Raw genomic sequence first — 22,163 nt, forward strand, 5'->3', positions numbered from 1 at the left:
TGATGCGAGAGTAGGGCCATGGCCCGGCTCCGGATCACTCCCGCCACCGCACGGTCGGCGTCGCCGCGGGGCGGACGATGACGCGCGATCGGCACACGGTTCTCGCCCCCACGACTCCCCCCGCCGCGGGGAGTCCGCCCGGCTCCGAGACTCCGGAGGAAGTGCTCCCCGGTGCCGCTCCCGCCGCGCCGGCGACCCCGTCCGGACGTGCGCAACTGTTCGCCCGTCTGAGACACCATCGGCGCCTGCTGGTCCCGCTCGCCGTGGCCGTCCTGCTCCTCCAGCTGGCCGTGGTGATGATCACGACGGCGGTGGAGCAGACGCCCACCATCGACGAGCCGGTGTACGTCGGCACGGCGGCCGTCTACCTCCACGAGCACAGCCTGCGTCTCAACCCGGAGCACCCGCCGCTGGGCAAGCTGATCATCGCCGTCGGGGTCGCCGTGGCCGGCCCGCACTTCGACCGTGGCTATGCCGGCGACCAGAGCCACGTGGGCCGCCATCTGCTCTACGAGTCCGGCAACGACCCCTGGCGTCTGATGCTGTGGGCGCGTCTGCCGGTGATCGTTCTGACGCTGCTCTTCGGGCTGGTGGTGTTCACCTTCGGCCGTGAACTCGCCGGTGCGGTGGGCGGGTTGGGGGCGCTGGCCCTGTACTCGTTCTCGCCGGACGTCGTCGCGCACGGCTCGCTGGCCACGCTCGACGTACCGGCGGCCGGGTTCGTGCTGACATCGGTGTGGCTAATGTGGCGGGCGCGGCGGCAGCCTCGGCTGTATCTTCCGCTCGCCGGTGCGGCCCTCGGGGCGGCCGTGGCCACGAAGATGAACACCCTCGCCGCCGTCCCCGTGCTGCTCCTGCTGGCCGGCCTCTCGGTGTGGCGTGCCCGGCGCACGGCGGTTCCGGGAGCGCGCCTGAAGCTGCTCGCGCGGGCCGTCGCGGGCGCGGTCCTGGTGGCGTTGGTCGCGGTGGCCGTCGTCTGGGCGTCGTATCTCGTCGTCGATCCTCGGCTGCGCTGGACGCCGTCCGCCGGCGAGGTACCGGCCGTGCACGGACTGCGGGCGCAACTGACGAGCCTGCTGCCCTTCCCGGACGCCTACCGCGACGGGATGCGGATGCAGTTCGGCCTGGAGAACGCGCACTGGGAGGGCTTCCTCTTCGGGCGGCACTACGAGGGTTCCCTCTGGTACTACCTGCCGGCCGCGCTCCTGGTGAAGACGCCGCTCGGCATGCTGGTGCTGTGGGCGGCAGGCACGGCCGTGTTTTTGACGGCTCGTCAACTTAGGCCCGCCGCTCCCTACTTGCTGCTTCCGACGGTCGTGCTGCTGGCCTCGGCCATGGACGGGCAGCGGGACTTCGGGGTGCGGTACGCCATCTTCGTGCCGATGTTCGGGGCAGTGGCGGCGGTCGGTGTGCTCGAGCTGCGGCGGCGGTGGGTACCGGTCGCCGCGGCGGGGCTGTTGGCGTTCGTGGCGGTCAGTTCGCTGCGGACGTTCCCGTTCTATCTGCCGTACGCCAACGAGGCGTTCGGCGGACCGACGAAGACGCACGAGCGGCTGCACGACTCCAACGTCGACTGGGGGCAGGACCTGGGGCGGCTCGCGGACCGGCTGCGGGACCGGTACGCGGGTCAGCGGGTCTGGCTGGTCTACAAGGGCAGCGGCGTTCCGTCGTACTACGGGATCCACGCGTCCGATCCGCGCCGCCAGCCCGAAGGGAAGGTGCATGGGCTGCTGGTGGTGTCGGACTCGTCGGTCGCCAAGGCTCAGGGGCGGCTGGCGCGGCTGATCCACAGCAGCCACGAGGTCGACGAGGTCGGCCACTCGATCACGATCTTCCGCCGGTGAACGGTGAGCTATGTTGGCTCGCTGTGGGAGACGAACGAGGCACATCGGTGCCATCGCCGCAGCAGGCTCGCGCCCAGGCGTCCGCGATCACCTCGGGGAAGACGGCCCCGGAGGTGGAAGCGGCGCCGACCTCCCGGCTGCGGGAGTTGTTCGACGGGCCCCGGCTCTCCCCCGGACAGCGGCGCATCGCGCAGTATCTGATCGAACACATCACCGAGGCCGCGTTCCTGTCGATCACGGACCTCGCGGACCGGGTGGGTGTGAGCCAGCCGTCCGTGACCCGGTTCGCGGCGGCCGTCGGCTTCAGCGGCTACCCGGCACTGCGCGAGAGACTCCAGGCCATCGCGCTCAGCACCCTCGCGAGCGCGCCGGGCACGACGGAGGAGAACCGGAGCAACGAACTCCAGGCGGCGGTGGACGCCGAGATCGCGAACCTGGAGAACCTGCGGCGGGACTTCGCCGACCCCGACCGGGTGATCGAGGTCGGCCGGAGCCTGTCGCGCTCGACTCCGCTGACCGTGCTCGGCCTGCGTATCTCCGGATCGCTGGCCGAGTACTTCGCCTACGCCGCCCGCCGCATCCACCCGGACGTCCGACTGGTGACCCGGGGCGGCAGCACCGCCTACGACGCGCTCCTCCAGTCGCGGGAGGCCGGGGGCACCTGGGTGCTGGCGTTCTCGATGCCCCGGCACGCGCAGGAGACGCTCACCGCGGTGCAGGTCGCCAGGCGGGCCGGCTTGCAGGTGGCCCTGATCACCGACCTGGCCCTCGGCCCGCTGGCCGACGAGGCCGACATCGCCTTCGCCACCGGCACGGGCTCCCGGCTGGTGTTCGATTCGTACGCCGGGCCCGCGGTGCTGTCTGCCGCGCTGCTCCAGGCCATGACGGACGCCGATCCGGAGCGGACGCAGGGGCGACTGGAGGAGTACGAGCAGAGCGCCGACCTGCACCAGTTCTTCCTTCGGGACTGAGTCGGCGTCCGTGCCCTCGTCGGTGTCCTCGTCCGAGCGCAGGGGTGTTATGGGCGTTCATCCCGATTTGTGCATGAATTTTTTCATACTTCTTGCAAAGCAGACGGCATATATAAATACTGCTCACGGATCGCGTCCCGGTGGGACTCCGGGGCACGATCCACGCCCTGTACACCCGCTGCCGCCGTCTCCTACCCGCGTCGGCGCCGCGGGTGTCCGGACGGGTGCCGCCTGCGCGAACACCCGTTGCGGCCCCGGCCATCCCCTAGGCCGGGGCCGCTGAATCCGTCGCACCACCCTGTCGACGCCGCACTCCCGGAGCGATGATCATGCCCATGACGTCCACGATGACCACGCGGACCAGCCCGGACTGGCCCTGTCAGGTCAAGATCCCCGGCAGCTACGACTGGGAGCGCTCGGCGGTCAAGTGGCTGCGCGAGCTGGTGCCGACGCGCTACGCGGGCTACCCCACGCTGATCCGCCACCCCGTCCTGCTCGCCCGGCACGCGCACATCCAGGTCCAGCACGAGATCCGGGTCGCCCGCACCGCCCTCCAGACGGCCCGCGCCGACCTGCCCGGTCTCGGTCTGAGCGAGTCGGTCATCGAGCACACGATCAAGATGTACGCCGCCGAGGTGCTCCAGCTCCAGCACATCGCCCGCAGCATCCGCGCGGTCACCCAGGCCCTGGTCGACACCCACGCCGCCCGCTGAGCCCACCGCCCGGTCAGGTCGCCCCTCGCAAGGACGTTCAGGAGCCCGTACGGGACTCCAGGTCCTTGCGCGTGTCATCGCCGTAGACGCCGCTCTCGTCGCCGCGGATGCCGTACCAGAGCTGGAAGCGGGCCACGGCCTCGGTGAGGGTGGTGTCGTAACTGCCGGTCCTGGCGCCGTGGTCGTAGACGTTCGGGATGCGCAGCAGCCGCTCCTGGAGCTCGGTCACCTCAGGGCCACTGTCCCCCTCCCGGAGGGTGCCGGGGCCGTCCGGGTCGACCGAAGCCGGTGTCGACGGGGTGGGGGCCGCGACAGGGGCCTCGGTGGGTGCGGCCGAGGGTGTCGGCCGGACCTCCTCGCCCTCGGCACTGCCCGGGAGCAGCAGGGCCGAGCCGAAGCCGACCAGGGCCGCCGCGCCGACGGCGACCACGACGGCGACGCGGCGCAGGTTCGGGCCGAACCCGAAGCCGCTGCCGGTGCGTTCCGTCCGTTCGGCACGTCGGCGGCGGGACACGGGCGGCAACTCCTGCGTCGCGTCCTCGGCGCCAGGCGCCGGCCGGGGCCAGGGCCGGGGCACAGGCGGCGGCAGGGGCACGGACTCGTACCTCTCCGGCATTTCTGCCATCGCCTCCTTGTGCTCCCGCATGAGCTGCGCCAATGCATCGGTGCGGCGACGGCGCACCACGCGCGTCGGCTCCAGGGGTCGGCGGCCTTCCGGCCGACCCGGAGCGGGCGGTGTCGACACTCTGCTCCCCTTCCCTGCGTCCCTGAGTTCTCAGTTCCTGAGTTCCTGCGTACGAACTGCACACGGAGCGCGTACGGCGACGCGGCGGCTCCGTGGAGTGATACGCGGTCAGGGGCCGCTGGGTTCAGTGCGACGGGCGCAGCTTGCGGGGAGTACGGCGTCCGTCGGCGGCCCCACCGCCGCCGCGCTCGACGAAGTGGCCCAGGTGGTCCGGGGTCGGCCGCAGCAGACCGTCGCGGACTGCGAGGGCGGTGGCCTCGGCGCGGGAGGCGGCGCCGGTCTTGCGGAGCAGATGCTCGATATGGCTGTGCACGGTTCGCGGGGACAGGAACAGCGCCTGGGCGATGGCCTGGTTGGTCTGCCCGGTGGCCGCGCGGGTGAGCACTTCCAGTTCGCGCGGACTGAGCCCGTACGGCAGTTCGGTCGGCGTCTCGTGGACCAGTACCGCCGCAGCCGGGCCGGTCAGCCCCGGCGCCGTCGTGTGCCGGTGCAAGGAGATGCGGTACCAGGTGCCGTCGAGCGGCCACAGCAGCCGCAGCCGTCGGCCACCCGTCTCGGCGAAGGCGCGCAGCAGCGGACGGAACTCCTCGTCCGCCACCACCCGGGCACGCTCCCGTCCCGGCAGGCCGACGCTCCCGCCCTCCGCGACGAGGCTCGCCGCACCCTCGGGCGGTAGTCCGTGCAGGTCGCCGGTGTGGGCCGTCGGGTCGGCGAGCGCTCCGAGCGCGGGGATGACGGAGGCGAGGAGGCGGCGGGCCTCGGTGTCGTAGGCGTCCGGGTCGCGGGTGGAGAGGTTGATCAGGCCGACGAGGCGTCCGTCGTGCCGGAGCGCTCCGGTCATGGCGTCGCGCAGGCCGGCCGGGCGGACCCGCTCGGCGTAGAACCAGCCGTGCCGGAAACGCTGGCCGGGGTCGTCGGCGTCCTCGGAGATGGAAGGCGGCACGTCCTGCCGGACGACGTTGCGATACCAGGGGGTGTCGACGAACTCGGCGGCCAGTGCCTGCGAGGTCTCGGCGGTGTAGCCGATGCCGGCGACCTGGACGTGTTCGCCGGTCAGCGGGTCGATGGACAGCAGGGTCGCCAGGTCGAGAGGCAGGGCCCGGCCGAGTTCCTCCAGGGCCTGGGAGCACGCCGACACGGTGTCGCGCTCGCGCGTGAGCATGCCGATGCGGGTGGCCGCCGCGATCTGGTGGTGGCTGAGCATGCGCGCCTCCGGGAGCCGGCCGGGAGTCATCCAGAGCCAGTTCGTTTGGCCTCTAACGATAGGCCTGCGACCCGTGCCGGGCAAGACGTTCACCCCGACGTGACGGGATCGGTCCCGGCCCTGCCACCGGGGTTGGGAGCGGTCGGGAGGCGGTCGGTATTTGTACGGATGGTGCGGCGGGGCCAGGGGGTCTTTTCTGTTCGGCACGGGCCGGTCCTCCTGACCGGCAGCGTCACAAGCCCCTTGCCCTACCCCTCAGTTCCCTTGTCGTATCCCTCAGTTCCCTTGCCGTACCCCTTGCAGCCCGCCCCCGACGGGCACATCCCCTGGGAGAGCACCGCCATGATCACATCCCCGTTCGCCGACTCCACGGCCTCGCGCAGACAGTTCCTCGCCTGGTCCGGTGCGGCCCTCGCCCTCGCCGCCGCCGGCTGTTCGGCGCCCGGCAGCGACACGGCGGCGTCGGGGCAGAAAGCCGCCGCCGACAAGGACTCCGGTGAGCCCCTGACGAAGATCGGCCTGGACTATCCGTTCACCCAACTCCCGCTCTACGCCACGCTGGTGAAGCTCTCCACCGCCGCCGCCAAGAAGCACGGGGTCTCCCTGCTGACAACCAGCGACGGCAGCAGCGCCGACGCCCAGGCGACCAACCTCAACACCTGGGTCGCCCGCAAGACACCCGCGATCGTGTCGTTCCCGATGGTGTTCGAGGCCGCCGAGCCGCTCGCCAGGGCCGCGCTGGACGCGGGCCTGATCTGGGTGACGTACGGCGGCACACTGGAGCACCAGAGCGCCGACATCCGGTTCAGCTTCCGGGAGGGCGGCACCCTGCTCGGCGAGGCGGCGGCCAAGTGGGCGCTCGAGAACCTGGGCGGCAAGGGCAAGATCGCCTTCCTCACCGACAGCACGATCGAACTGGGTCGCGAACGCACCAAGGGCATGGTCGACGCCTTCACCAGACTGGCACCGGGCGTCGACGTGGTCGCCCAGGAGCAGGCCATCGACCCGGACACGGGCCTGACCAGGACCAAGGCCATCCTCGCCAAGCATCCCGACCTCAACCTGGTCCTCGGGGTCACGGACGCGGCGGCATACGGCGGGTACAAGGCGCTGGAGCAGACGGGGCGGGCGAAGGACGACGCGAAGACGTTCGTCGGCGGGCAGGACGGCGCGGCACCCTCGCTGCTCGCGATCAAGGCGGGCACGTTCTACCGTGCCTCGGCCGCCCTCGCGCCGCAGGACATCGCGAACGCCATCGTGGACGTGCCGCTCGCGGTCGCCGCGGGCAGGGCGAACCCCGGCGTGGAGGTACCGATCGCGCTCGTCGGCCCCCGGGACACCGCGAAGATCGACGCACTGCTCGCCCAGAACGGCTAGGGGACCGTCATGACGGAGGTGAGCCTTCGGATCCGCGGACTGACCAAGTCCTTCGGCGGCGTCCGAGCCCTGGACGGCGTGGACCTGACCGTGCCGATGGGACAGGTCCACGCCTTGCTCGGGCACAACGGCGCCGGCAAGTCCACGCTCATCAAGTGCCTGGGCGGGGCGTACCCGCCGGACTCGGGCACGATCGAGGTCGGCGAGCGGGCGTACGAGCGGCTGAGCCCGCGCGAGTCGATCACGGCGGGCGTGGCGATCATCTTCCAGACGCTGAGCGTGGTCGACGCACTCACCGTCTCCGAGAACATCTTCCTCGGCCAGGAGTGGACCCGATACGGCCGGATCGACCGCCGCGCCCAGGAAGAGGTCGCCGCCGGACTCCTGGAACGGGTGGCGGCGACCTGCTCACCACGCGACCGGGTCGGCGAACTCCCTATGGGACAGCGCCAGTTGGTTGAGATCGCCAAGGCGCTCAGCCGCAGCGCCTCGGTCCTGGTCCTCGACGAGCCGACCGCCGCCCTCTCCACCGCCGAGAGCGACGCCCTGGCCGAGCGGGTCGAGGACCTCCGCGCCCAGGGACTCGCCATCGTCTACGTCACCCACCTGCTGGCGGAGGTCGAACGACTCGCGGACGCGGTCACCGTGCTGCGGGACGGCCGGGTCGCCCACCACGCGGTGGGCGCCGGACAGAGCCGACGGGAGCTGGTCGCCGCGATCGCGGGCCGACCGGTCGAGGACGACTCCCGGGACCGGCTCGCCGGTGCCGGTCCCGGCGGGGACCGAGGGGCTGGCGGGGACCGAGGAGCTGGCGGGGACCGAGGAGCTGGCGGTGAGCCGAGCGGCAAAGGGTTCCCCGGCCGCGGGCTCGCCGACTCGGGACCGCGGCCCGGCCGGGTCCCCGATGCCGAGGTTCCTGATCGCGCGGGCCCCGACGCCGAGGTTCCTGATCGCGTGGGTCCCGGGGACATGCTCCCGCCCAGCGGGGGCCGGGTCCCCACCGACACCACACCCCGCGCCACGACCTCCCCCGCCGCTCCAGTGGCGCGGGGTGTGGGCTCATCCGACGGCGGCCTGGTCCTGGAGGGCCTGTGCGGCCCCGGCTTCGGACCCGTCACCCTCACCGTGGGCAGTGGTGAACGCGTCGGGCTGTACGGGCTGATCGGTTCCGGTCGTACGCGCATCCTGGAGACCCTCTACGGCAGGCGCCGCGCTTCCGGCGGGACCGTGCGGGTCGGTGACCGTACCGTCAGGGCCGCCCGGCCCGGCGACGCGCTGGCCGCCGGGATCGCCCTCGTACCGGCGGACCGGCGCAGGCAGGGGCTGTTCCCGACGCTGAGCGCCCGGGACAACGCGCTGCTTCCCGCGGTGCGCCCGCTGTCCCGGTACGGGGTACGCGCACTCGGCGCCGAGCGGCGGGTGTTCGACGCGCTGGCCGGTGCGGTGGGCCTGCGTCCGGCACAACCCCGGCTGCCGGCGGCCTCGTTCTCCGGCGGCAACCAGCAGAAGCTGGTCCTCGGCCGGTGGATCAACGACACCAGGGACATCCGCGCGCTGCTCCTCGACGAGCCCACCCAGGGCGTCGACGTGGGCGCCCGGCGGGAGATCTACCGGGTCGTGCGCTCCCTCGCCGACGACCGGGGCACGGCCGTGCTGTTCGCGTCCAGCGACCCGGAGGAGATCGTCGAGCTCGCCGACCGGTGCCTCGTCGTCGCCGGGGGCCGTGTCGTCGGCGAGCTGTCCGGAGCCGAACTCACGGAGGAGGCCCTGTTGTCGGCCGTGCACAACGCCTCCCAGACCTCCGAGCCCTCCGAGCCCTCCGAGCCCTCCGCCGCCGAACCCGCACACCAGCAGTCCGTCACCGCCGAAGGAGCAGTATGACCACCGCCGACTCCGTCCTCGTGCGCCCGCGCGCCCTCGCCGCGGGCGGTCTCGGTACCGTGCGACGGCATCCGCTGATCCTGGTGCTCGCAGTGATGGTGCTGGTGTTCCAGGTATCGACGGGGAGCTTCCTCGACCCGGCCAATCTGCGGGGCATCGCCACCGACGCGGCCACCCTCGCCATCGTCGCCGTGCCCCTCGCGCTGCTCGTGATCAGCGGGTATCTCGATCTGTCCGTCGGTTCGACGCTCGCCCTCGGCGGACTTGTCGCCGGGTGGCTGGCCGGGCAGGGGCAGTCGCCGGTCGTCGCCGTGCTGGGCGGACTGGCCGCCGGGGCTGCGGTCGGCGCGGTGAACGGGGTGCTGTGCTGCTACTTCGGGCTGTCGGCGTTCATCGTGACGCTGGGCATGCTGACCGCCGTACGCGGGCTCGCGCAGCAGCTCTTCCCGTTGCCGCTCAGCGGGTTCGGCTCCGGCTTCGCCTGGCTGGGCGGGTCGCGGATCGCCGGGATCGCGGCACCGGTCGTCATCGCCGCCCTCGTGCTGGTCGCGGGCGCCCTGTTCCTGGCGCTCACGCCGGCCGGGCGGCATGTCTTCGCGATCGGGGTCAACCGGGAGGCCGCATATCTGTCGGGTATCAGCATCCGGCGTACGCCCTTCGCGCTCTTCGTCGTCACCGGGGTGGCCGCCGCGCTCGCCGGGGCCATCAAGGCATCCGTGCTGGACAGTGCGGTCGGCGGGACCTCGGGGGCCGGGTTCGAGTTGACCGTGCTGACCGCCGTGCTGCTGGGCGGGGTCGCGCTCAGCGGCGGATCCGGGTCCGTACTCGGGGTGCTTCTCGGCGTGCTGTTCCTCGGCAGCCTGCAGAACGGGCTGACACTGCTCGATGTGCCCACCTTCTGGCAGCAGATGGCGCAGGGGACCGCTCTGGTGGCCGGCGCCGCGCTCGCGCACTTCGCGCCCCGGTCGTCCCGGTGAACCCTTCGGCCGGGCCTGTCGGTTGTGAACGGGGTCAACACCCCAGGGGCCGTGAACACCATCAACACCGTGAACTCCATGAACTGCGTCAGCTGCATCAACTCCGTGAAAGAGGTTTCCGCGTGAGCGACAGCTCCCCCACCCTGATCCTGACCGGCGGTCAGGTCCTCACCGTCGACGGCGACTTCACCGTGGCGGAGGGCGTCGCCGTGCGCGGCCGGGACATCGTCGCCGTCGGGACAGACGCCGAGGTGCGCGCCCTGGCAGGCCCGGACACCCGCGTCGTCGAACTGAACGGCCGTACGGTCCTGCCCGGCATCAACGACTCGCATCTGCACGGGGCGGCGTACGGGATGACGAAGCCGCCCTTCGCCATCGACGTCGGTCATCCGACGGTCGGCTCGATCGCCGACATCGCCGGTGCCGTGGAGCGGGCGGTCCGGGAGGCGCTGCCCGGCGAATGGGTGGTCGGGCTGGGCTGGGACCCCGGGTATCTGGCGGAGTGTCTCGCCGATCCGCGGCGGTTTCCGCACCGCCGGGACCTGGACGCGGTCGCGCCGGACCACCCGGTGTGTCTGACCGACTTCTCGGCGCACATGGCATGGGTCAACAGCGCGGCGCTGCGTGCCTGCGGGATCGACGCGGAGAGTGCGGCGCCGGGCGGCGGTGTCATCGACCTCGGCGCGGACGGGCAGCCCACCGGCATCCTGCGCGAGGCGGCCCAGGGGCTCGTGCAGTCCGGGCTCCCCTCCCCCACCCTCGCCGAGCGGCGCCTGGCCATCCAGGGGGTGGTCCGCGAGCTGCACTCGCGCGGGATCACCAGTTACACCGAGCCCGGTCTCGGGCCGGGCGGTGACGAGACCTTCTCCGGCGGGCTGAGCACCGACAACTGGACCGCGTACGCCCAACTGGTCGTCGACGGTGAACTGGACGCCCGGATCAGTGTGTTGCTGCTCCCCGCGCCCATGGGCGGCTCCGCCGACGACGTCCGCAAAGGGCTGGCCGAGCTGCGCCGACCGGAATCCGCCGACCCCCGGCGCCTCAACGCCATCGGCGTCAAGATCTTCGCCGACGGGGTGCCGCCGAACCGTACGGCCTGGATGAACGACCCGTATCCCGAGGGCGGCCACGGCGCGCTGTGCGTGCACGGCGCCACCCCCGCGCTCCAGGTGGACGAGCTGCGGGAGATGATCCGGGTCGCGCACGAGGCCGGCTTCCAGCTCGGCGTGCACGTCACCGGCGACCGGGCGATCGACACCGTTGTCGACGCGTTCGTCGACGCCGAGACCGCAGCGCCTCGCGCCGACGCCCGGCACTACGTCATCCACGGCGACTTCATCGGCGCTCAGAGCCTGGCGAAACTGGCGGCGCACGGGTACGGGGTCAACATGAACCCCGCCATCAAGTGGACCATCTCCGATCTGATGGACGAGGTCGTGGGACCCGTGCGGTCGGCGTACCAGTGGCCGGTTCGGTCGGCGATCGAGGCCGGGGTGCGGGTGTGCGCGAGTTCCGACGCGCCGGTCACCAAGCCGGACTGGCGCCAGGGCGTGGCCGCGATGCTGCTGCGCGAGTCGAAGGCCAGCGGCAGGCCCAGCGGCCCCGAGCAGTGCGTGACGCTCGCCGAGGCGCTGCGCGCCTACACGGCCACTCCGGCCTGGCAGGACTTCGCCAACGACTGGAAGGGCAGCATCGAGCTGGGCAAGATCGCGGACCTGTGCGTGCTGGACCGCCCGCTGCTGGACCTCGACCCGCACGACATCGTCGAGGTCGAGGTGGATCTCACCGTCTTCGACGGGCGGGTGGTCTTCGAACGCTGAGGATGCTGCGGATCCCGAGGATTTCAGGTACGCGGCGCGGCGTCGAGGAACTGGGCCAGGGACGCCTTCAGCGCGGCGACGAACATGCGCCGGGTCTCCTCGTCGAGGGCGTCCAGGGACAGGTACGGGTTGAGATCCTCCAGTTCGACCAGGAGGAGTTCGCCGTCCGGGGCTCGGCAGGCGTCCACCCGCTGGACGCCATGGCCGAGACCGTTCCAGTCGATGAAGTGCTGGGCGAAGCGGAGGTCGGCCGGGGCGGGCCGGTACGGCTCCAGTTGCCAGCGCCGGTCGGTGTGCGGGGCGTACAGGGCGTACTGGAACTCGTGGTCGACGAAGCAGAACGAGACCTCGTACGTGAAGTCGATGCGCGGCTGGACGAGGACGTTCCCGTCTGCCAGGCCGCGCAGGCGGTCCTCGGGGACTATCTCCAGGCCCATGGAGTCCGCGCCCAGCTTGGGCTTGACCACGTAGGCGTCGGCCTTCGGCAGACGGTGCAGGTCTTCCGGGCGGTCGACAGTGGGGATGACCGGGTGTCCCGCGGCGGACAGGTCGACGAGGTACTGCTTGCCCGCCATGTCGGCCTTTCCCGTGAGCGGGTTGTAGACGCGGGTCCCGGTGGCGGCCGCACGCTCGCGGAATTCGTCGTACGCGGCCTGATACTCGAGGACCGGCCCGCTGTTGCGGACCACCACGGCGTCGAAGGCGTGCATCAGTGCTGCCGCGTCCAGCGGGTGGCACAGGGCGAGGTCGAAGTCTTCACGCAGGCGTGCGGTCAGGAAGATGTCCTCGTCGCAGTAGCGGCGACCGCGCGCCGGGTAGGACAGGTCGGTGACGTACAGGAGCCGTGGGCGGGCGGACGGCATGAACTCTCCCTGGAGGACTGTGAAGCAGGTGGCGAAGAGGCTGCTGGCGGGGGCGACGCGAACGGCCGTGACGCCGAGGATGCCCACGCCCACATTGTGCCGCCACAGCTGCGAGTCGGCGCACGGCGGTGCCGCCGTCGATGTTCAGGGCCTGTCCGTTGATCCACGACCCCTTGCAGGAGAGCAGGATGCGACCAGCTCCGCGAGGCAGGCGTCGTCGGAGATGTCGAAGTACACCGCGACCGCCTGGCCACCTGTAGGACCTCGCGGCCCATGGCCAAGCTGCTCAGTCTCGGTACCGGTCGACCTCCGCTGCGGCCGTCAGGGCAGCCTCTTCACCCTTGTAGGTGATGGCGCCTGGCGACCTGACCAGCCCAGTCTCAGATTCGTAGTGTGCAACACCCGGCAAGTTCCCCGAAGCTCCGCTGAGCGCTTGCCCCCTGCGGCCAGGGGGTTCTCCGCTACGGCTGCGGGGTCGTAGAGCCGGGGAGCCGAGCGGTGCTCGAGATCAGGTGCGGCTGTCGGTGAGGTCTGCCAGGAGTGCCGTGATGACGCGGTCGGTGGAGGCTGCCATGTCGACCGAGTCGGGGGCGAGCAGCCACTGGACCTGGAGGCCGTCCATGACGGCGATGATCGCGTTGGCCGTGTGTTCGAGGTTCGCGTCGGCCCGGACCTCGCCGAGTTCGCATGCTTCGGCGAGGGCCTCGGTGACGAAGACGCGCAGTCCCGCGTAGCGGTCACGGAAGTACTCCTGGGCGGGGTGGCCCTCGGTGACGCTCTCCGCCGACAGGACGGTATACAGCCGGACGATGCCTTCCCGTTCGGCGTTGCGGTGGGCGGTGTCGACCAGGTGGCGCAGGAAGGCCAGGCCCCGGGGGCGCTCGCTGCCGAGCTGTTCGATGCCGGTTTCGTCGCGCAGCGCCAGGACGCTGGTGAGCAGCTGGGCCTTGGAGCGGAAGTAGTGCAGGACGCCGGCCTGGGTGACTCCGGCCCGGTCGGCGATCTCCTGCAGGGAGGCGTTGTTGTAGCCGCGTGCGGCGAAGGTGTCCATGGCGATCTGCAGGATTTCCTGACGTCGCTGCTGGGCTTTGAGGCTCTTCCCTGTGCGGGGCTGCCGCCCCCCGTTCGGCGTGCTCTCGCTCATCGTGCGGAGTCTACGGGGCTGTCGATCAGTGGTCACCCGTCGATCAAACCTGAGAAAGAACTTACGCACAAGGACTTACTAAGTACTTAGTAAGTGTGCTTTCCTGCTCCCGTTCCGCCCGCTTCGTGCCGCATCGCGGCCTGGAAGGACGAGCATGAGCCGCCCTGCCCTCCCTGATGACACCGAGCTCCGTGATCGCGTCAGCGGTCTGGACCTGGACTCCAAGATCCGCCTGCTGACCGGCGCCGACCTGTGGAGACTCCCGGCCGAGCCCCGTCTCGGGCTGTCCGCGGTGACGATGTCCGACGGCCCGCAGGGCGTGCGGGGGACGGGTGATGACCCTGACGAAACCGGGCTGCTGGCCCCCGCGCCGAGTGCGCTCGCGGCAGCCTGGGACACCGGCCTCGCCGAGCGCCTGGGGGAGCTGTTCGCCACGGAGGCCCGTCGCAAGGGCGTCGACGTGGTGCTGGCGCCGGTGGTCAACCTGCAGCGCACCCCGGTCGCCGGGCGTCACTTCGAGTACTTCTCCGAGGACCCGCTGCTCACCGGCACCCTGGCCGCCGCCGTCGTGCGTGGCCTGCAGAGCCGGGGTGTGGGCGCGTGCCTGAAGCACTTCGTGGCCAACGACTCCGAGACCGACCGCACCCAGTACCGCGCCAGGCTGGACGAGCGGACGCTGCGGGAGGTCTACCTGGCTCCCTTCGCGCACGTCCTCGCCGAAGCCGAGCCGTGGAGCGTGATGGCCGCGTATTCGGGTCTGGACGACGGGACCGAGTCGGCGCCGATGACCGAGAACGCGCGGTTGCTGCGCGAGGTGCTGAAGGGCGAGTTTGCTTTCTCCGGGCCGGTGGTCAGCGACTGGGCCGCGACCCGGTCCACCGTGGCCTCGGCGGTCGGTGGTCTGGATCTGGTGATGCCCGGCCCCGACGGTCCCTGGGGTGACGCTCTCGCGGCGGCCGTGCGCGCGGGCGAGGTGGACGAGCAACTCGTCGACGACAAGGTGCTGCGGCTGCTGCGCCTGGCCGGGCACGTCGGCCGACTCGACGAGCCGGGGCCGGCCCCTGTACCGGCACAACCCGCTGCCGAGGAGTTCCGGCTGCTGCGCGAAGTCGCCGCCCGGGGCACCGTGCTGCTCCGCAACCAGGAAGACCTGCTGCCCCTGACGCCGGACAGCATCCGCAGCGTCGCGCTGATCGGCCCCAACGCCGTGGCGCCGTATCTCCAGGGCGGCGGCAGCGCCTACGTCCCGGCGGTGCGCACCGTGTCGTTCGAGGAAGGGCTGCGCGCCGCGCTCCCCGAGGCCGTCCGACTGACCGTGCATCGGGGCGGCGAAGCCCGCCTGCGCCTGCCGTACGCCACCGCCGCGCTGCTCACCGATCCCGACACCGGCGAGACGGGCGTGCGCGCCGACCACCTGGACGCCGGCGGCAACCGGATCGGCGGCGAGGTAAACGCCACCGGGGACTGGACCACGTACGACGGCTTCGACGCAAAGACCCATCGGGTGCTGCTGCGCACGGTGCTGACCCTCGCCGAACCGGGGACGCACCGTCTGGAGTTCGGCTGCCCAGGGCGCTTCAGCGTGACCGTGGACGGCGAGGAGATCCTGGCCGGAGACGATGGCCGGGGTGTGGAGCTGGTGCTGAAGTCCAGCCACAATCACCCGCCACTGAGGGGGATCGACGTCGAGGTGGGACCGGAAGGTCGCAGGCTCGCGCTCGCCCTTGACCTCACCGTCGTGGACGCCGGTGGCTACGGCCGCTTTGTTACCGCCCAGCTGCGGCACGCTCCGCCCGGGCCAACGCCGTACGAGGAGATCGCCGAAGCCGCCGCCGCGGCGCAGGCGGCCGATGTGGCCGTCGTCGTGGTGGGCACCAACGAGGAGGTCGAGTCCGAGGGCTGGGACCGCACCGGGCTCGACCTGCCCGGTCATCAGAACGACCTGGTCCGCAAGGTGCTCGCCGCCAACCCGCGCACCATCGTGGTCGTCAACGCCGGCGCGCCGGTGCTGCTGCCCTGGGCCGACGAGGCACCCGCCCTGCTGTGGGCGTGGCTGCCGGGCCAGGAGGCCGGGCACGCCCTGGCCGACGTCCTGCTGGGCCGGATCGAGCCGTCCGGCCGACTGCCGTGGACCCTGCCCGCTCGCGCCGAGGATGTCCCCGTCCCCGACGCAGTGCCCCGCGACGGCGTCGTGGACTACAGCGAGGGCGTCCACGTCGGCCACCGGGCCTGGGACAAGGCGGGTCTCGTCCCGGCCTTCCCCTTCGGCCACGGGCTCGGCTGGACCCGATGGACGTACGAGTCCGTCGCCCTCTCCCCAACTCCCGTCTCCGCCATTCTGCCCAGCCCCGCAGGCGGAGACGGGCTCAACCTGACCGTGGGGCTGACCAACCGCGGCCCCCGGGCCGGCCGTGAGGTCATCCAGGTCTACGTGGAGCCGCCGCAGGACGACATCGACCGGCCGGTGCGCCTGCTCGCCGGCTTCGCCACCGTCCAGGCGGCGCCAGGTGCCCACGTCACAGCCGAGGTACGCGTGCCCGCCCGCGCCTTCCAGATCTGGGACAGCAAGGCCCGCGCATGGCGTACTCCGCCCGGCCGCTACCGCCTCCATGTCGGACGCTCCAGCCGTGATGCGCGTCTCGCCGCCGACGTGACCGTCGACGACGGGCGCCTGCACCCCCCAGGCTGACCCACCGGCCGCAGTCCCTTTTGCCCCACCACACCCCACGCGCCCTGTTCAGCACGACCGCAAGGAGCCGCAACCATGAGCACCCTCCGTCCCACCGCCAGAATCCTCCAGATAGCCTGCGCCACCATCGGAGCCGCCCTGCTGGCCACCGGCTGCGGCCGCAGCGCCGACTCCGCGGCCGACAACGCCCCGGCGGAGATCAGCAGCGGCAAGGCCAAGGGCAAGCTGGTCATGTGGTCCATGGGCGACCCTGACAAGGCTCTGCTGAGCCTGGCCAAGAAGTTCGAGCAGCAGAACCCGGACGTGAAGGTCCAGATCACCGCGGTGCCGTGGGACGCCGCACACGACAAGCTGACCACCTCGATCGCCGGCGGCAACACCCCGGACATGTCGCTGATCGGCTCCACCTGGATGGGCGAGATGGCGGCCATGAACGGCTTCCAGGCCACTCCGGCCTCGTTCCAGCCGTCGGTGTTCTTCCCCGGGCAGTGGGACACCACCAAGTACAAGAACACCTCCTACGGTGTCCCGTTCATCGCCGACACGTCCGTGATCTACTACCGGACCGACATCACCACCAAGGCCGGCATCAAAGGTGCCCCTGCGGACGACTGGGCCGGCTACCTGAAGGACCTGAAGGCCATTCAGGCCACCGCGGGTAAGCAGAACCCCAAGCTGCGCCATGCCACCCAGCTGTTGACGGGCTTCAATTCATGGTTGTTCTGGCTGCCGATGGTGTGGCAGCAGGGCGGTGACATCTACGACGCCGGCACGAAGAAGTTCACCTTCGACTCGCCCGCGGCCGCCAAGGCCCTTCAGTACTACAGCGGCATCTTCAAGGACGGCCTGTCGCCGAACGACAAGACCGACCAAGGCCAGAACTTCCAGAGCGGGCTGATCGCCACCGTGCAGCAGGGCGCCAGCACTGGCGGCAACCTGCACCTGAACGCCCCCCAGCTGGACAGCAAGTGGCAGACCATGCCGCTGCCGAAGGGCACGCAGTCCGCCGGCCTGGCCGGCGGCAGTGACCTGGCGGTCTTCAAGGGCGCCAAGAATGCCGATGCGGCCTGGAAGTTCGTCCAGTTCCTCACCGACCCGAAGAACCTGGCCGAGTACGGGGATGCCACCGGCAACCTGCCCGCAGCCGTCCAGTCCTGGTCGGAGGGGAAGCTGAGCCAGAACCCGAAGATGGCGGCCTTCGAGACCCAGCTGAAGGTCACCAAGGCCCCGCCGGCCATCACCACCTGGCAGCAGGTCGCCGACGCCATCGACTCCGAGCTGGAGAAGCTCGCCTACGGCAAGGCCACCGTCGCCCAGGTGGAGCAGACCCTGCAGTCCAAAGCCACCAGCATCGGCACCGGCCGCTGAAGCCGTCTCCCGCATCCTCGTACGGACGGATGACAACCATGCCCACGAGCACCCTTCCGGGGCAGGGCGGCACCCGAGACGAGAGCGCCTCCGTCGGCCACCAGCCGGCGGCAGGCCGCCCGCGCCTCTCACTTGGCCGCAGCGCACAGGGCCGTCAGGCCCGCGCCGCCTGGACTCTCGCTGCCCCGTTCCTCGCCCTGTTCCTGGCCTTCATGCTGCTGCCGGTCGTCTGGTCGCTGCTGATGAGCCTGACCGACACCCAGAGCGCCGACCTGCGCACCCCGCTGAACGTGTCGTTCACCGGCTTCGACAACTACGTACGGCTCTTCCAGGACGAGCAGTTCGTTCACGCCCTGCGCAACACCGCCGTCTTCGTCGTGGTGGGTCTGCCTCTGACGCTGGCCGCCGGGCTCGCCGCGGCGGTCGCCCTCGACCGCGGCATCCGCCGCTTCCGGGCCGTCTTCCGGGTCGGCTTCTACCTCCCGGTCATCACCAGCATCGTGGCCATCGCCGTGGTGTGGAAGACCCTCCTGGAACCGCGCACGGGACTGGTGAACACCGTCCTGGGCTGGTTCGGGATCGACGGCCCCGCCTGGCTGGCCGACACCCGCTTCGCCCTCCCCGTCATGATCCTCATGGCCGTATGGCGCAACCTCGGCACCGTCATGATCATCATGCTCGCCGGACTGCAGTCCGTGCCCCAGTCCCTGATGGAGGCGGCCGAACTCGACGGCGCCGGGGCCTGGCAGCGCTTCTGGCAGGTCACCTTCCCCCTCCTGCGCCCCGCCCTGCTGCTCACGGCCGTGACCACCGGCATCGGCTACCTGCAGTTCTTCGACGAACCCTTCGTGATGACCCAGGGCGGACCGCTGGACTCCACCCTCTCGGCCACGATGTACGCCTACCAGCAGTTCGGCAACGGCAACTACGACGTGGCCTCGGCCGCCGGCTACGTCATCTTCGTCCTCATCGTCGCGCTGACCGTCCTGCAGTTCCGGATACTGCGAGACAAGGACTGAACCACTATGAGCACCCTCTCCCACCCTCGGACAGGACACGCGAACACCGACCGGGGACTGCGCCTCCGCCGCACGCGGCAGACGTGGGGCCACCCATGGCTGTACCTGCCGCTCACCGGTGTCCTACTGCTGATGATCGCGCCGTTCTTGTGGATGCTGTCCGGGGCGTTCAAGCCGGAGGCCGACATCCGCCAGGTGCCGCCGGTCCTGATCCCCACCCATCCCACGCTCGCGAACTTCCGGGAACTGTTCGGCAGCCTGGACTTCACGAGTATGTTCGCCAACTCCGTGATCGTGGCCCTGTCCGTCACGGCCGGGAACCTGATCTTCTGCTCCATGCTCGGCTACGCCCTGGCCAAACTGGAGTTCCGCGGCCGACGGGGCGTGTTCATGTTGGTCATGGCCACCCTCATGGTCCCTGGCCTGGTCACCTTCGTGCCGCTGTACGTGCTGGTGGCCAACATGAATCTGACCGGCTCCCTGCTCGGGCTGATCCTGCCCTTCCTTGCCACCCCCTTCGGGGTGTTCCTGATGCGGCAGTTCATCTCCTCCCTGCCCGACGAACTGATCGACGCCGCCCGCGTCGACGGCTGCAGCGAACTGGCCATCTTCTGGAAGATCATCCTGCCGCTGACCAAACCCGCCCTGGCCACCCTGGGGATCATCACCTTCCTCGGCTCCTGGAACAACTTCCTGTGGCCGCTGGTCGTGGCCCAGAACGAAAGCCAGTACACCCTCCCCGTCGGCCTCGCCCTGGCCAGCAGCGGACAGGACTTCACCCGCTACGGCATCCTCCTCGCCGGCAGCGTCGTCGTCCTGCTCCCGGTGACGATCGTCTTCCTCCTCTTCCAGCGCCACTTCGTCGCCGGCATCGCCACCACCGGCCTGAAGTGACTCCAGCTCCGGCGCCCTTACCCGGCCCCCACGCGCCGGTTTCGCACCGCTCACGTCATGCACGCGCGCCACCGTGCATGGCCGTCCTGCCCGAAAGGAGCCGCGCCATGAGAACCACCACCCGGCAATGGCGCCGGACTGCCCTGGCAGCCGCCACGACCCTCCTCGCCACGCTCCCCGTCCTTCCAGCAGCCACACCGGCCTCCGCCGGGACCGCCCTCAGCAAGGCGTCGGTCTGGATCACCAACCCGTCCACCAAGACATACCTGTCCCAGCAGTCGCCGGTGACCTGGAAGACCGGATCTGCACCCGCCGGCTCCGCCTCGACAATCACCGTGGACACCACCCGCAAGTACCAGCCGATGACGGGCTTCGGGGCTTCGTTCACCGACTCCTCCGCCTGGCTGGTCGGCACCAAGCTCAACGCCAGTCAGCGGAACGCGCTGATGCGCGATTTGTTCAGCCGCCGCGACGGCATCGGCCTGAGCTTCCTGCGCCAGCCGATGGCCGCCACCGACTTCACCGCGAGCGGCAACTACTCCTACGACGACATGCCCGCCGGCCAGGCAGACCCCACCCTGGCCCACTTCACCATCGACCACGACCAGTCGTACACCATCCCCCTGCTGAAGCAGGCCCGGAAGATCAACCCGCAGCTGACCCTCATGGCCACCCCGTGGAGCCCGCCGGGATGGATGAAGACCGGGGACTCGATGAACGGCGGCCGGCTCGAACCGGACGCCTACCAGCCGTACGCCGACTACTTCGCGAAGTTCCTCAAGGCATACGCGGCAGCCGGCGTCCCGGTGCGCTACGTCACCCCGCAGAACGAGCCGCTGAACAACACGTCCAGCTATCCGAGCATGGGCCTGACGGCGGACGAGGCCAAGACCTTTATCAACGACTACCTGGCCCCCACGCTGCGGAAGCAGGGCCTGTCCACTGGGATCCTGGGCTACGACCACAACTGGGACGTCACCAGCTATCCCGAGTCCCTGTACACCAATGCGGCGAGCGCCAAGAACGCCACCGGCACGGCCTGGCACTGCTACGCCGGCGACGTATCGGCACAGACCGTCGTCCACAACGACTACCCGGGCAAGCCCGCCTTCCAGAGCGAGTGCTCCGGCGGCAGCTGGGAGGGCAATGAGCAGGGCGCCTTCGCCGGTGTGATGGACAACATCATCAACGGCCCACGGAACTGGGCCCAGAGCATCATCCGCTGGAACATCGCCCTGGACGGCTCAAGCGGTCCCACCAACAACGGCTGCCAGGGCTGCCGCCCCGTGGTGACCGTCTCCCCGAAGACGAACGGCACGTGGACCTACACACCGACGGCCGACTACTGGGGGCTCGCGCAGGCCAGCAAGTTCGTCCAGCCCGGGGCACGCCGGGTCGCCTCCAACACCTTCGGCAAGGGCAACGTCGAGGACGTCGCCTTCACCAACCCCGACGGCTCCACCGCACTGGTCACCTACAACTCCGGCAGCACGGCACGCACCTTCAACGTCGGCTGGGGCGACCGCCACTTCACCTACACCCTGGCCGCGGGAGCAGCCGCGACCTTCACCTGGACCGGCACCCAGCACGGCAGCACCGACGCGGCCGCCATCGGCTCCGCCGACATCCCCTTCCGCAACTCCGATGGCAGCCAGGCCCTGATCAGCTACGACAGCGGACTGCTCGCCCAGCAGCCCCAGGTACGCATCGGCGACCAGTGGCTCGGCTACACCCTGCCCACCGGCGCTTCCCTCACCTCGCCCACCGGCGAGACAGCCCTGCCCCGCGACGGCTGGCAGGCATCGGCATCCGCGACCAGCTCGGACGACCCGCCGTCCAAGGCCATCGACGGCGACGCGACCACCCGGTGGAGCCTGGGACACGGCATGCAACCGGGCGACTGGTTCCAAGTCGACCTCGGCTCGTCCCAGACCTTCGACCAACTTGTCCTGGACACGAGCGCTTCGTCCGGTGACTTCGTCCGCCAGTACGAGGTGTACACCTCCGACGACGGCACCAGCTGGGGCAAACCGATCGCTACCGGCCCCGGCAGTACCGTGAGCCGGACCCTGCTGCCCACCACCACCGCCCGCTACATCCGCGTGGTCAACAAGGCAAGCTCCGGCAGCTGGTGGTCCATCCACGACGTCTCCGTCTTCGCCTCCGACGGCAGGACCACGTCGCCCCCGGCCACGAGCACCGGCCTCCAGCGCAAGAACGCGACCCTGCCCGACGGCACCAAGCTGCAGGTGACGTACAACTCCGGTAGCGGAGCTGCCACATTCGACGTCCCGTGGGGCGGCACGACGTACAGCTACCGACTGCCCGCCGGCGCCGCCGCGATCCTCACCACGCGCGCTGCCTGAACGCACGCCTGCGGAAACCGCCTGTAGGAAGCCCACACAGCGAGGGCCCGCGCAGAGGGAATCTGCGCGTGCCCTCGCCCTCATACGCCCTCAGACCTGGCACTACTATTGGGAGGCGACAACGTGGAACAAGCCGGCATCGACAAGAACTTTGTCCGTGCTCTTGTTCGTGATCAGCGCCCGGAACTGGCGGACCTCGAGATCCGGCCGGTTCCCTCGGGCGGGGACAACCAAATCTGGTGAGAGGGTGAAGCTGGACCGGATCGAGGAGGTTTTGGACCGCTTTCC

The 22,163-nt window shown here is 70.6% G+C and carries 16 protein-coding genes; 12 read left to right on the plus strand and 4 right to left on the minus strand.

Annotation, left to right across the window (positions count from 1 at the left end):
• Positions 1–77 precede the first annotated feature (77 nt).
• The 3 genes from OG734_RS02890 to OG734_RS02900 all read left to right on the plus strand — a co-directional run bounded on the left by OG734_RS02890 (position 78) and on the right by OG734_RS02900 (position 3,528).
• A complete protein-coding gene (locus OG734_RS02890; RefSeq protein WP_330285878.1) occupies positions 78–1,844 on the plus strand; it encodes an ArnT family glycosyltransferase in 1,767 nt (588 codons plus the stop codon).
• Between the two features lie 47 nt (positions 1,845–1,891).
• Entirely contained in the window at positions 1,892–2,815 is a 924-nt protein-coding gene (locus OG734_RS02895; protein WP_330285879.1) for a MurR/RpiR family transcriptional regulator, read from the plus strand.
• 323 nt (positions 2,816–3,138) lie between these two features.
• Complete coding sequence (locus tag OG734_RS02900; RefSeq protein ID WP_330285880.1) at positions 3,139–3,528, plus strand: hypothetical protein; 390 nt, start codon at positions 3,139–3,141, stop codon at positions 3,526–3,528.
• 37 nt (positions 3,529–3,565) lie between these two features.
• Here the strand turns inward: OG734_RS02900 and OG734_RS02905 are convergent, their stop codons facing one another.
• Entirely contained in the window at positions 3,566–4,273 is a 708-nt protein-coding gene (locus tag OG734_RS02905; protein ID WP_330285881.1) for a peptidoglycan-binding domain-containing protein, read from the minus strand.
• A gap of 124 nt (positions 4,274–4,397) precedes the next feature.
• Positions 4,398–5,477, minus strand: coding sequence for a LuxR C-terminal-related transcriptional regulator (locus tag OG734_RS02910; RefSeq protein ID WP_330285882.1), 1,080 nt, complete (start codon positions 5,475–5,477; stop codon positions 4,398–4,400).
• Between the two features lie 342 nt (positions 5,478–5,819).
• Here OG734_RS02910 and OG734_RS02915 point away from each other — a divergent pair, with 342 nt between their 5' ends.
• From OG734_RS02915 to OG734_RS02930, 4 genes are all read left to right on the plus strand, one after another.
• Positions 5,820–6,854, plus strand: a complete 1,035-nt coding sequence (locus tag OG734_RS02915) for a sugar ABC transporter substrate-binding protein (protein WP_330285883.1) — start codon at positions 5,820–5,822, stop codon at positions 6,852–6,854.
• A gap of 9 nt (positions 6,855–6,863) precedes the next feature.
• The gene (locus OG734_RS02920; protein ID WP_330285884.1) at positions 6,864–8,735 is read left to right on the plus strand and encodes a sugar ABC transporter ATP-binding protein; all 1,872 of its coding nucleotides are present in this window, start codon (positions 6,864–6,866) and stop codon (positions 8,733–8,735) included.
• A complete protein-coding gene (locus OG734_RS02925; RefSeq protein WP_330285885.1) occupies positions 8,732–9,712 on the plus strand; it encodes an ABC transporter permease in 981 nt (326 codons plus the stop codon). Before OG734_RS02920 ends, OG734_RS02925 begins: the two co-directional genes overlap by 4 nt.
• 122 nt (positions 9,713–9,834) lie before the next feature.
• Positions 9,835–11,532 carry an amidohydrolase gene (locus OG734_RS02930; protein ID WP_330285886.1) on the plus strand — a complete coding sequence of 566 codons (1,698 nt, stop codon included), beginning with the start codon at positions 9,835–9,837 and terminating at the stop codon, positions 11,530–11,532.
• A gap of 23 nt (positions 11,533–11,555) precedes the next feature.
• Here OG734_RS02930 and OG734_RS02935 read toward each other — a convergent pair whose 3' ends face one another.
• The gene (locus OG734_RS02935; RefSeq protein ID WP_330293542.1) at positions 11,556–12,395 is read right to left on the minus strand and encodes a hypothetical protein; all 840 of its coding nucleotides are present in this window, start codon (positions 12,393–12,395) and stop codon (positions 11,556–11,558) included.
• Positions 12,396–12,903: 508 nt separating this feature from the next.
• Positions 12,904–13,539: a TetR/AcrR family transcriptional regulator gene (locus OG734_RS02940; protein ID WP_330285887.1), complete on the minus strand. Its 636-nt coding sequence runs from the start codon at positions 13,537–13,539 to the stop codon at positions 12,904–12,906.
• A gap of 154 nt (positions 13,540–13,693) precedes the next feature.
• Here OG734_RS02940 and OG734_RS02945 point away from each other — a divergent pair, with 154 nt between their 5' ends.
• The 5 genes from OG734_RS02945 to OG734_RS02965 all read left to right on the plus strand — a co-directional run bounded on the left by OG734_RS02945 (position 13,694) and on the right by OG734_RS02965 (position 21,875).
• Positions 13,694–16,228, plus strand: coding sequence for a beta-glucosidase family protein (locus OG734_RS02945; RefSeq protein ID WP_330285888.1), 2,535 nt, complete (start codon positions 13,694–13,696; stop codon positions 16,226–16,228).
• 75 nt (positions 16,229–16,303) lie between these two features.
• A complete protein-coding gene (locus tag OG734_RS02950) occupies positions 16,304–17,596 on the plus strand; it encodes an extracellular solute-binding protein (RefSeq protein WP_330285889.1) in 1,293 nt (430 codons plus the stop codon).
• Positions 17,597–17,634: 38 nt separating this feature from the next.
• Complete coding sequence (locus OG734_RS02955) at positions 17,635–18,615, plus strand: carbohydrate ABC transporter permease (protein ID WP_330285890.1); 981 nt, start codon at positions 17,635–17,637, stop codon at positions 18,613–18,615.
• Between the two features lie 6 nt (positions 18,616–18,621).
• Positions 18,622–19,509, plus strand: coding sequence for a carbohydrate ABC transporter permease (locus OG734_RS02960; RefSeq protein ID WP_330285891.1), 888 nt, complete (start codon positions 18,622–18,624; stop codon positions 19,507–19,509).
• Between the two features lie 107 nt (positions 19,510–19,616).
• Positions 19,617–21,875: a discoidin domain-containing protein gene (locus OG734_RS02965; protein WP_330285892.1), complete on the plus strand. Its 2,259-nt coding sequence runs from the start codon at positions 19,617–19,619 to the stop codon at positions 21,873–21,875.
• Positions 21,876–22,163: the final 288 nt, after the last annotated feature.

The sequence above is a fragment of the Streptomyces sp. NBC_00576 genome, from assembly GCF_036345175.1.
Classification (GTDB): domain Bacteria; phylum Actinomycetota; class Actinomycetes; order Streptomycetales; family Streptomycetaceae; genus Streptomyces.

What these genes read in the sequence shown, in the direction of transcription:
- OG734_RS02925 (WP_330285885.1), top strand. Translation starts at nt 8,732, where the DNA reads ATGACCACCGCCGACTCCGTCCTCGTGCGCCCGCGCGCCCTCGCCGCG.
- OG734_RS02950 (WP_330285889.1), top strand. Translation starts at nt 16,304, where the DNA reads ATGAGCACCCTCCGTCCCACCGCCAGAATCCTCCAGATAGCCTGCGCC.
- OG734_RS02945 (WP_330285888.1), top strand. Translation starts at nt 13,694, where the DNA reads ATGAGCCGCCCTGCCCTCCCTGATGACACCGAGCTCCGTGATCGCGTC.
- OG734_RS02890 (WP_330285878.1), top strand. Translation starts at nt 78, where the DNA reads ATGACGCGCGATCGGCACACGGTTCTCGCCCCCACGACTCCCCCCGCC.
- OG734_RS02965 (WP_330285892.1), top strand. Translation starts at nt 19,617, where the DNA reads ATGAGAACCACCACCCGGCAATGGCGCCGGACTGCCCTGGCAGCCGCC.
- OG734_RS02960 (WP_330285891.1), top strand. Translation starts at nt 18,622, where the DNA reads ATGAGCACCCTCTCCCACCCTCGGACAGGACACGCGAACACCGACCGG.
- OG734_RS02935 (WP_330293542.1), bottom strand. Translation starts at nt 12,395, where the DNA reads ATGCCGTCCGCCCGCCCACGGCTCCTGTACGTCACCGACCTGTCCTAC.
- OG734_RS02900 (WP_330285880.1), top strand. Translation starts at nt 3,139, where the DNA reads ATGATCATGCCCATGACGTCCACGATGACCACGCGGACCAGCCCGGAC.
- OG734_RS02915 (WP_330285883.1), top strand. Translation starts at nt 5,820, where the DNA reads ATGATCACATCCCCGTTCGCCGACTCCACGGCCTCGCGCAGACAGTTC.
- OG734_RS02920 (WP_330285884.1), top strand. Translation starts at nt 6,864, where the DNA reads ATGACGGAGGTGAGCCTTCGGATCCGCGGACTGACCAAGTCCTTCGGC.
- OG734_RS02940 (WP_330285887.1), bottom strand. Translation starts at nt 13,539, where the DNA reads ATGAGCGAGAGCACGCCGAACGGGGGGCGGCAGCCCCGCACAGGGAAG.
- OG734_RS02955 (WP_330285890.1), top strand. Translation starts at nt 17,635, where the DNA reads ATGCCCACGAGCACCCTTCCGGGGCAGGGCGGCACCCGAGACGAGAGC.
- OG734_RS02910 (WP_330285882.1), bottom strand. Translation starts at nt 5,477, where the DNA reads ATGCTCAGCCACCACCAGATCGCGGCGGCCACCCGCATCGGCATGCTC.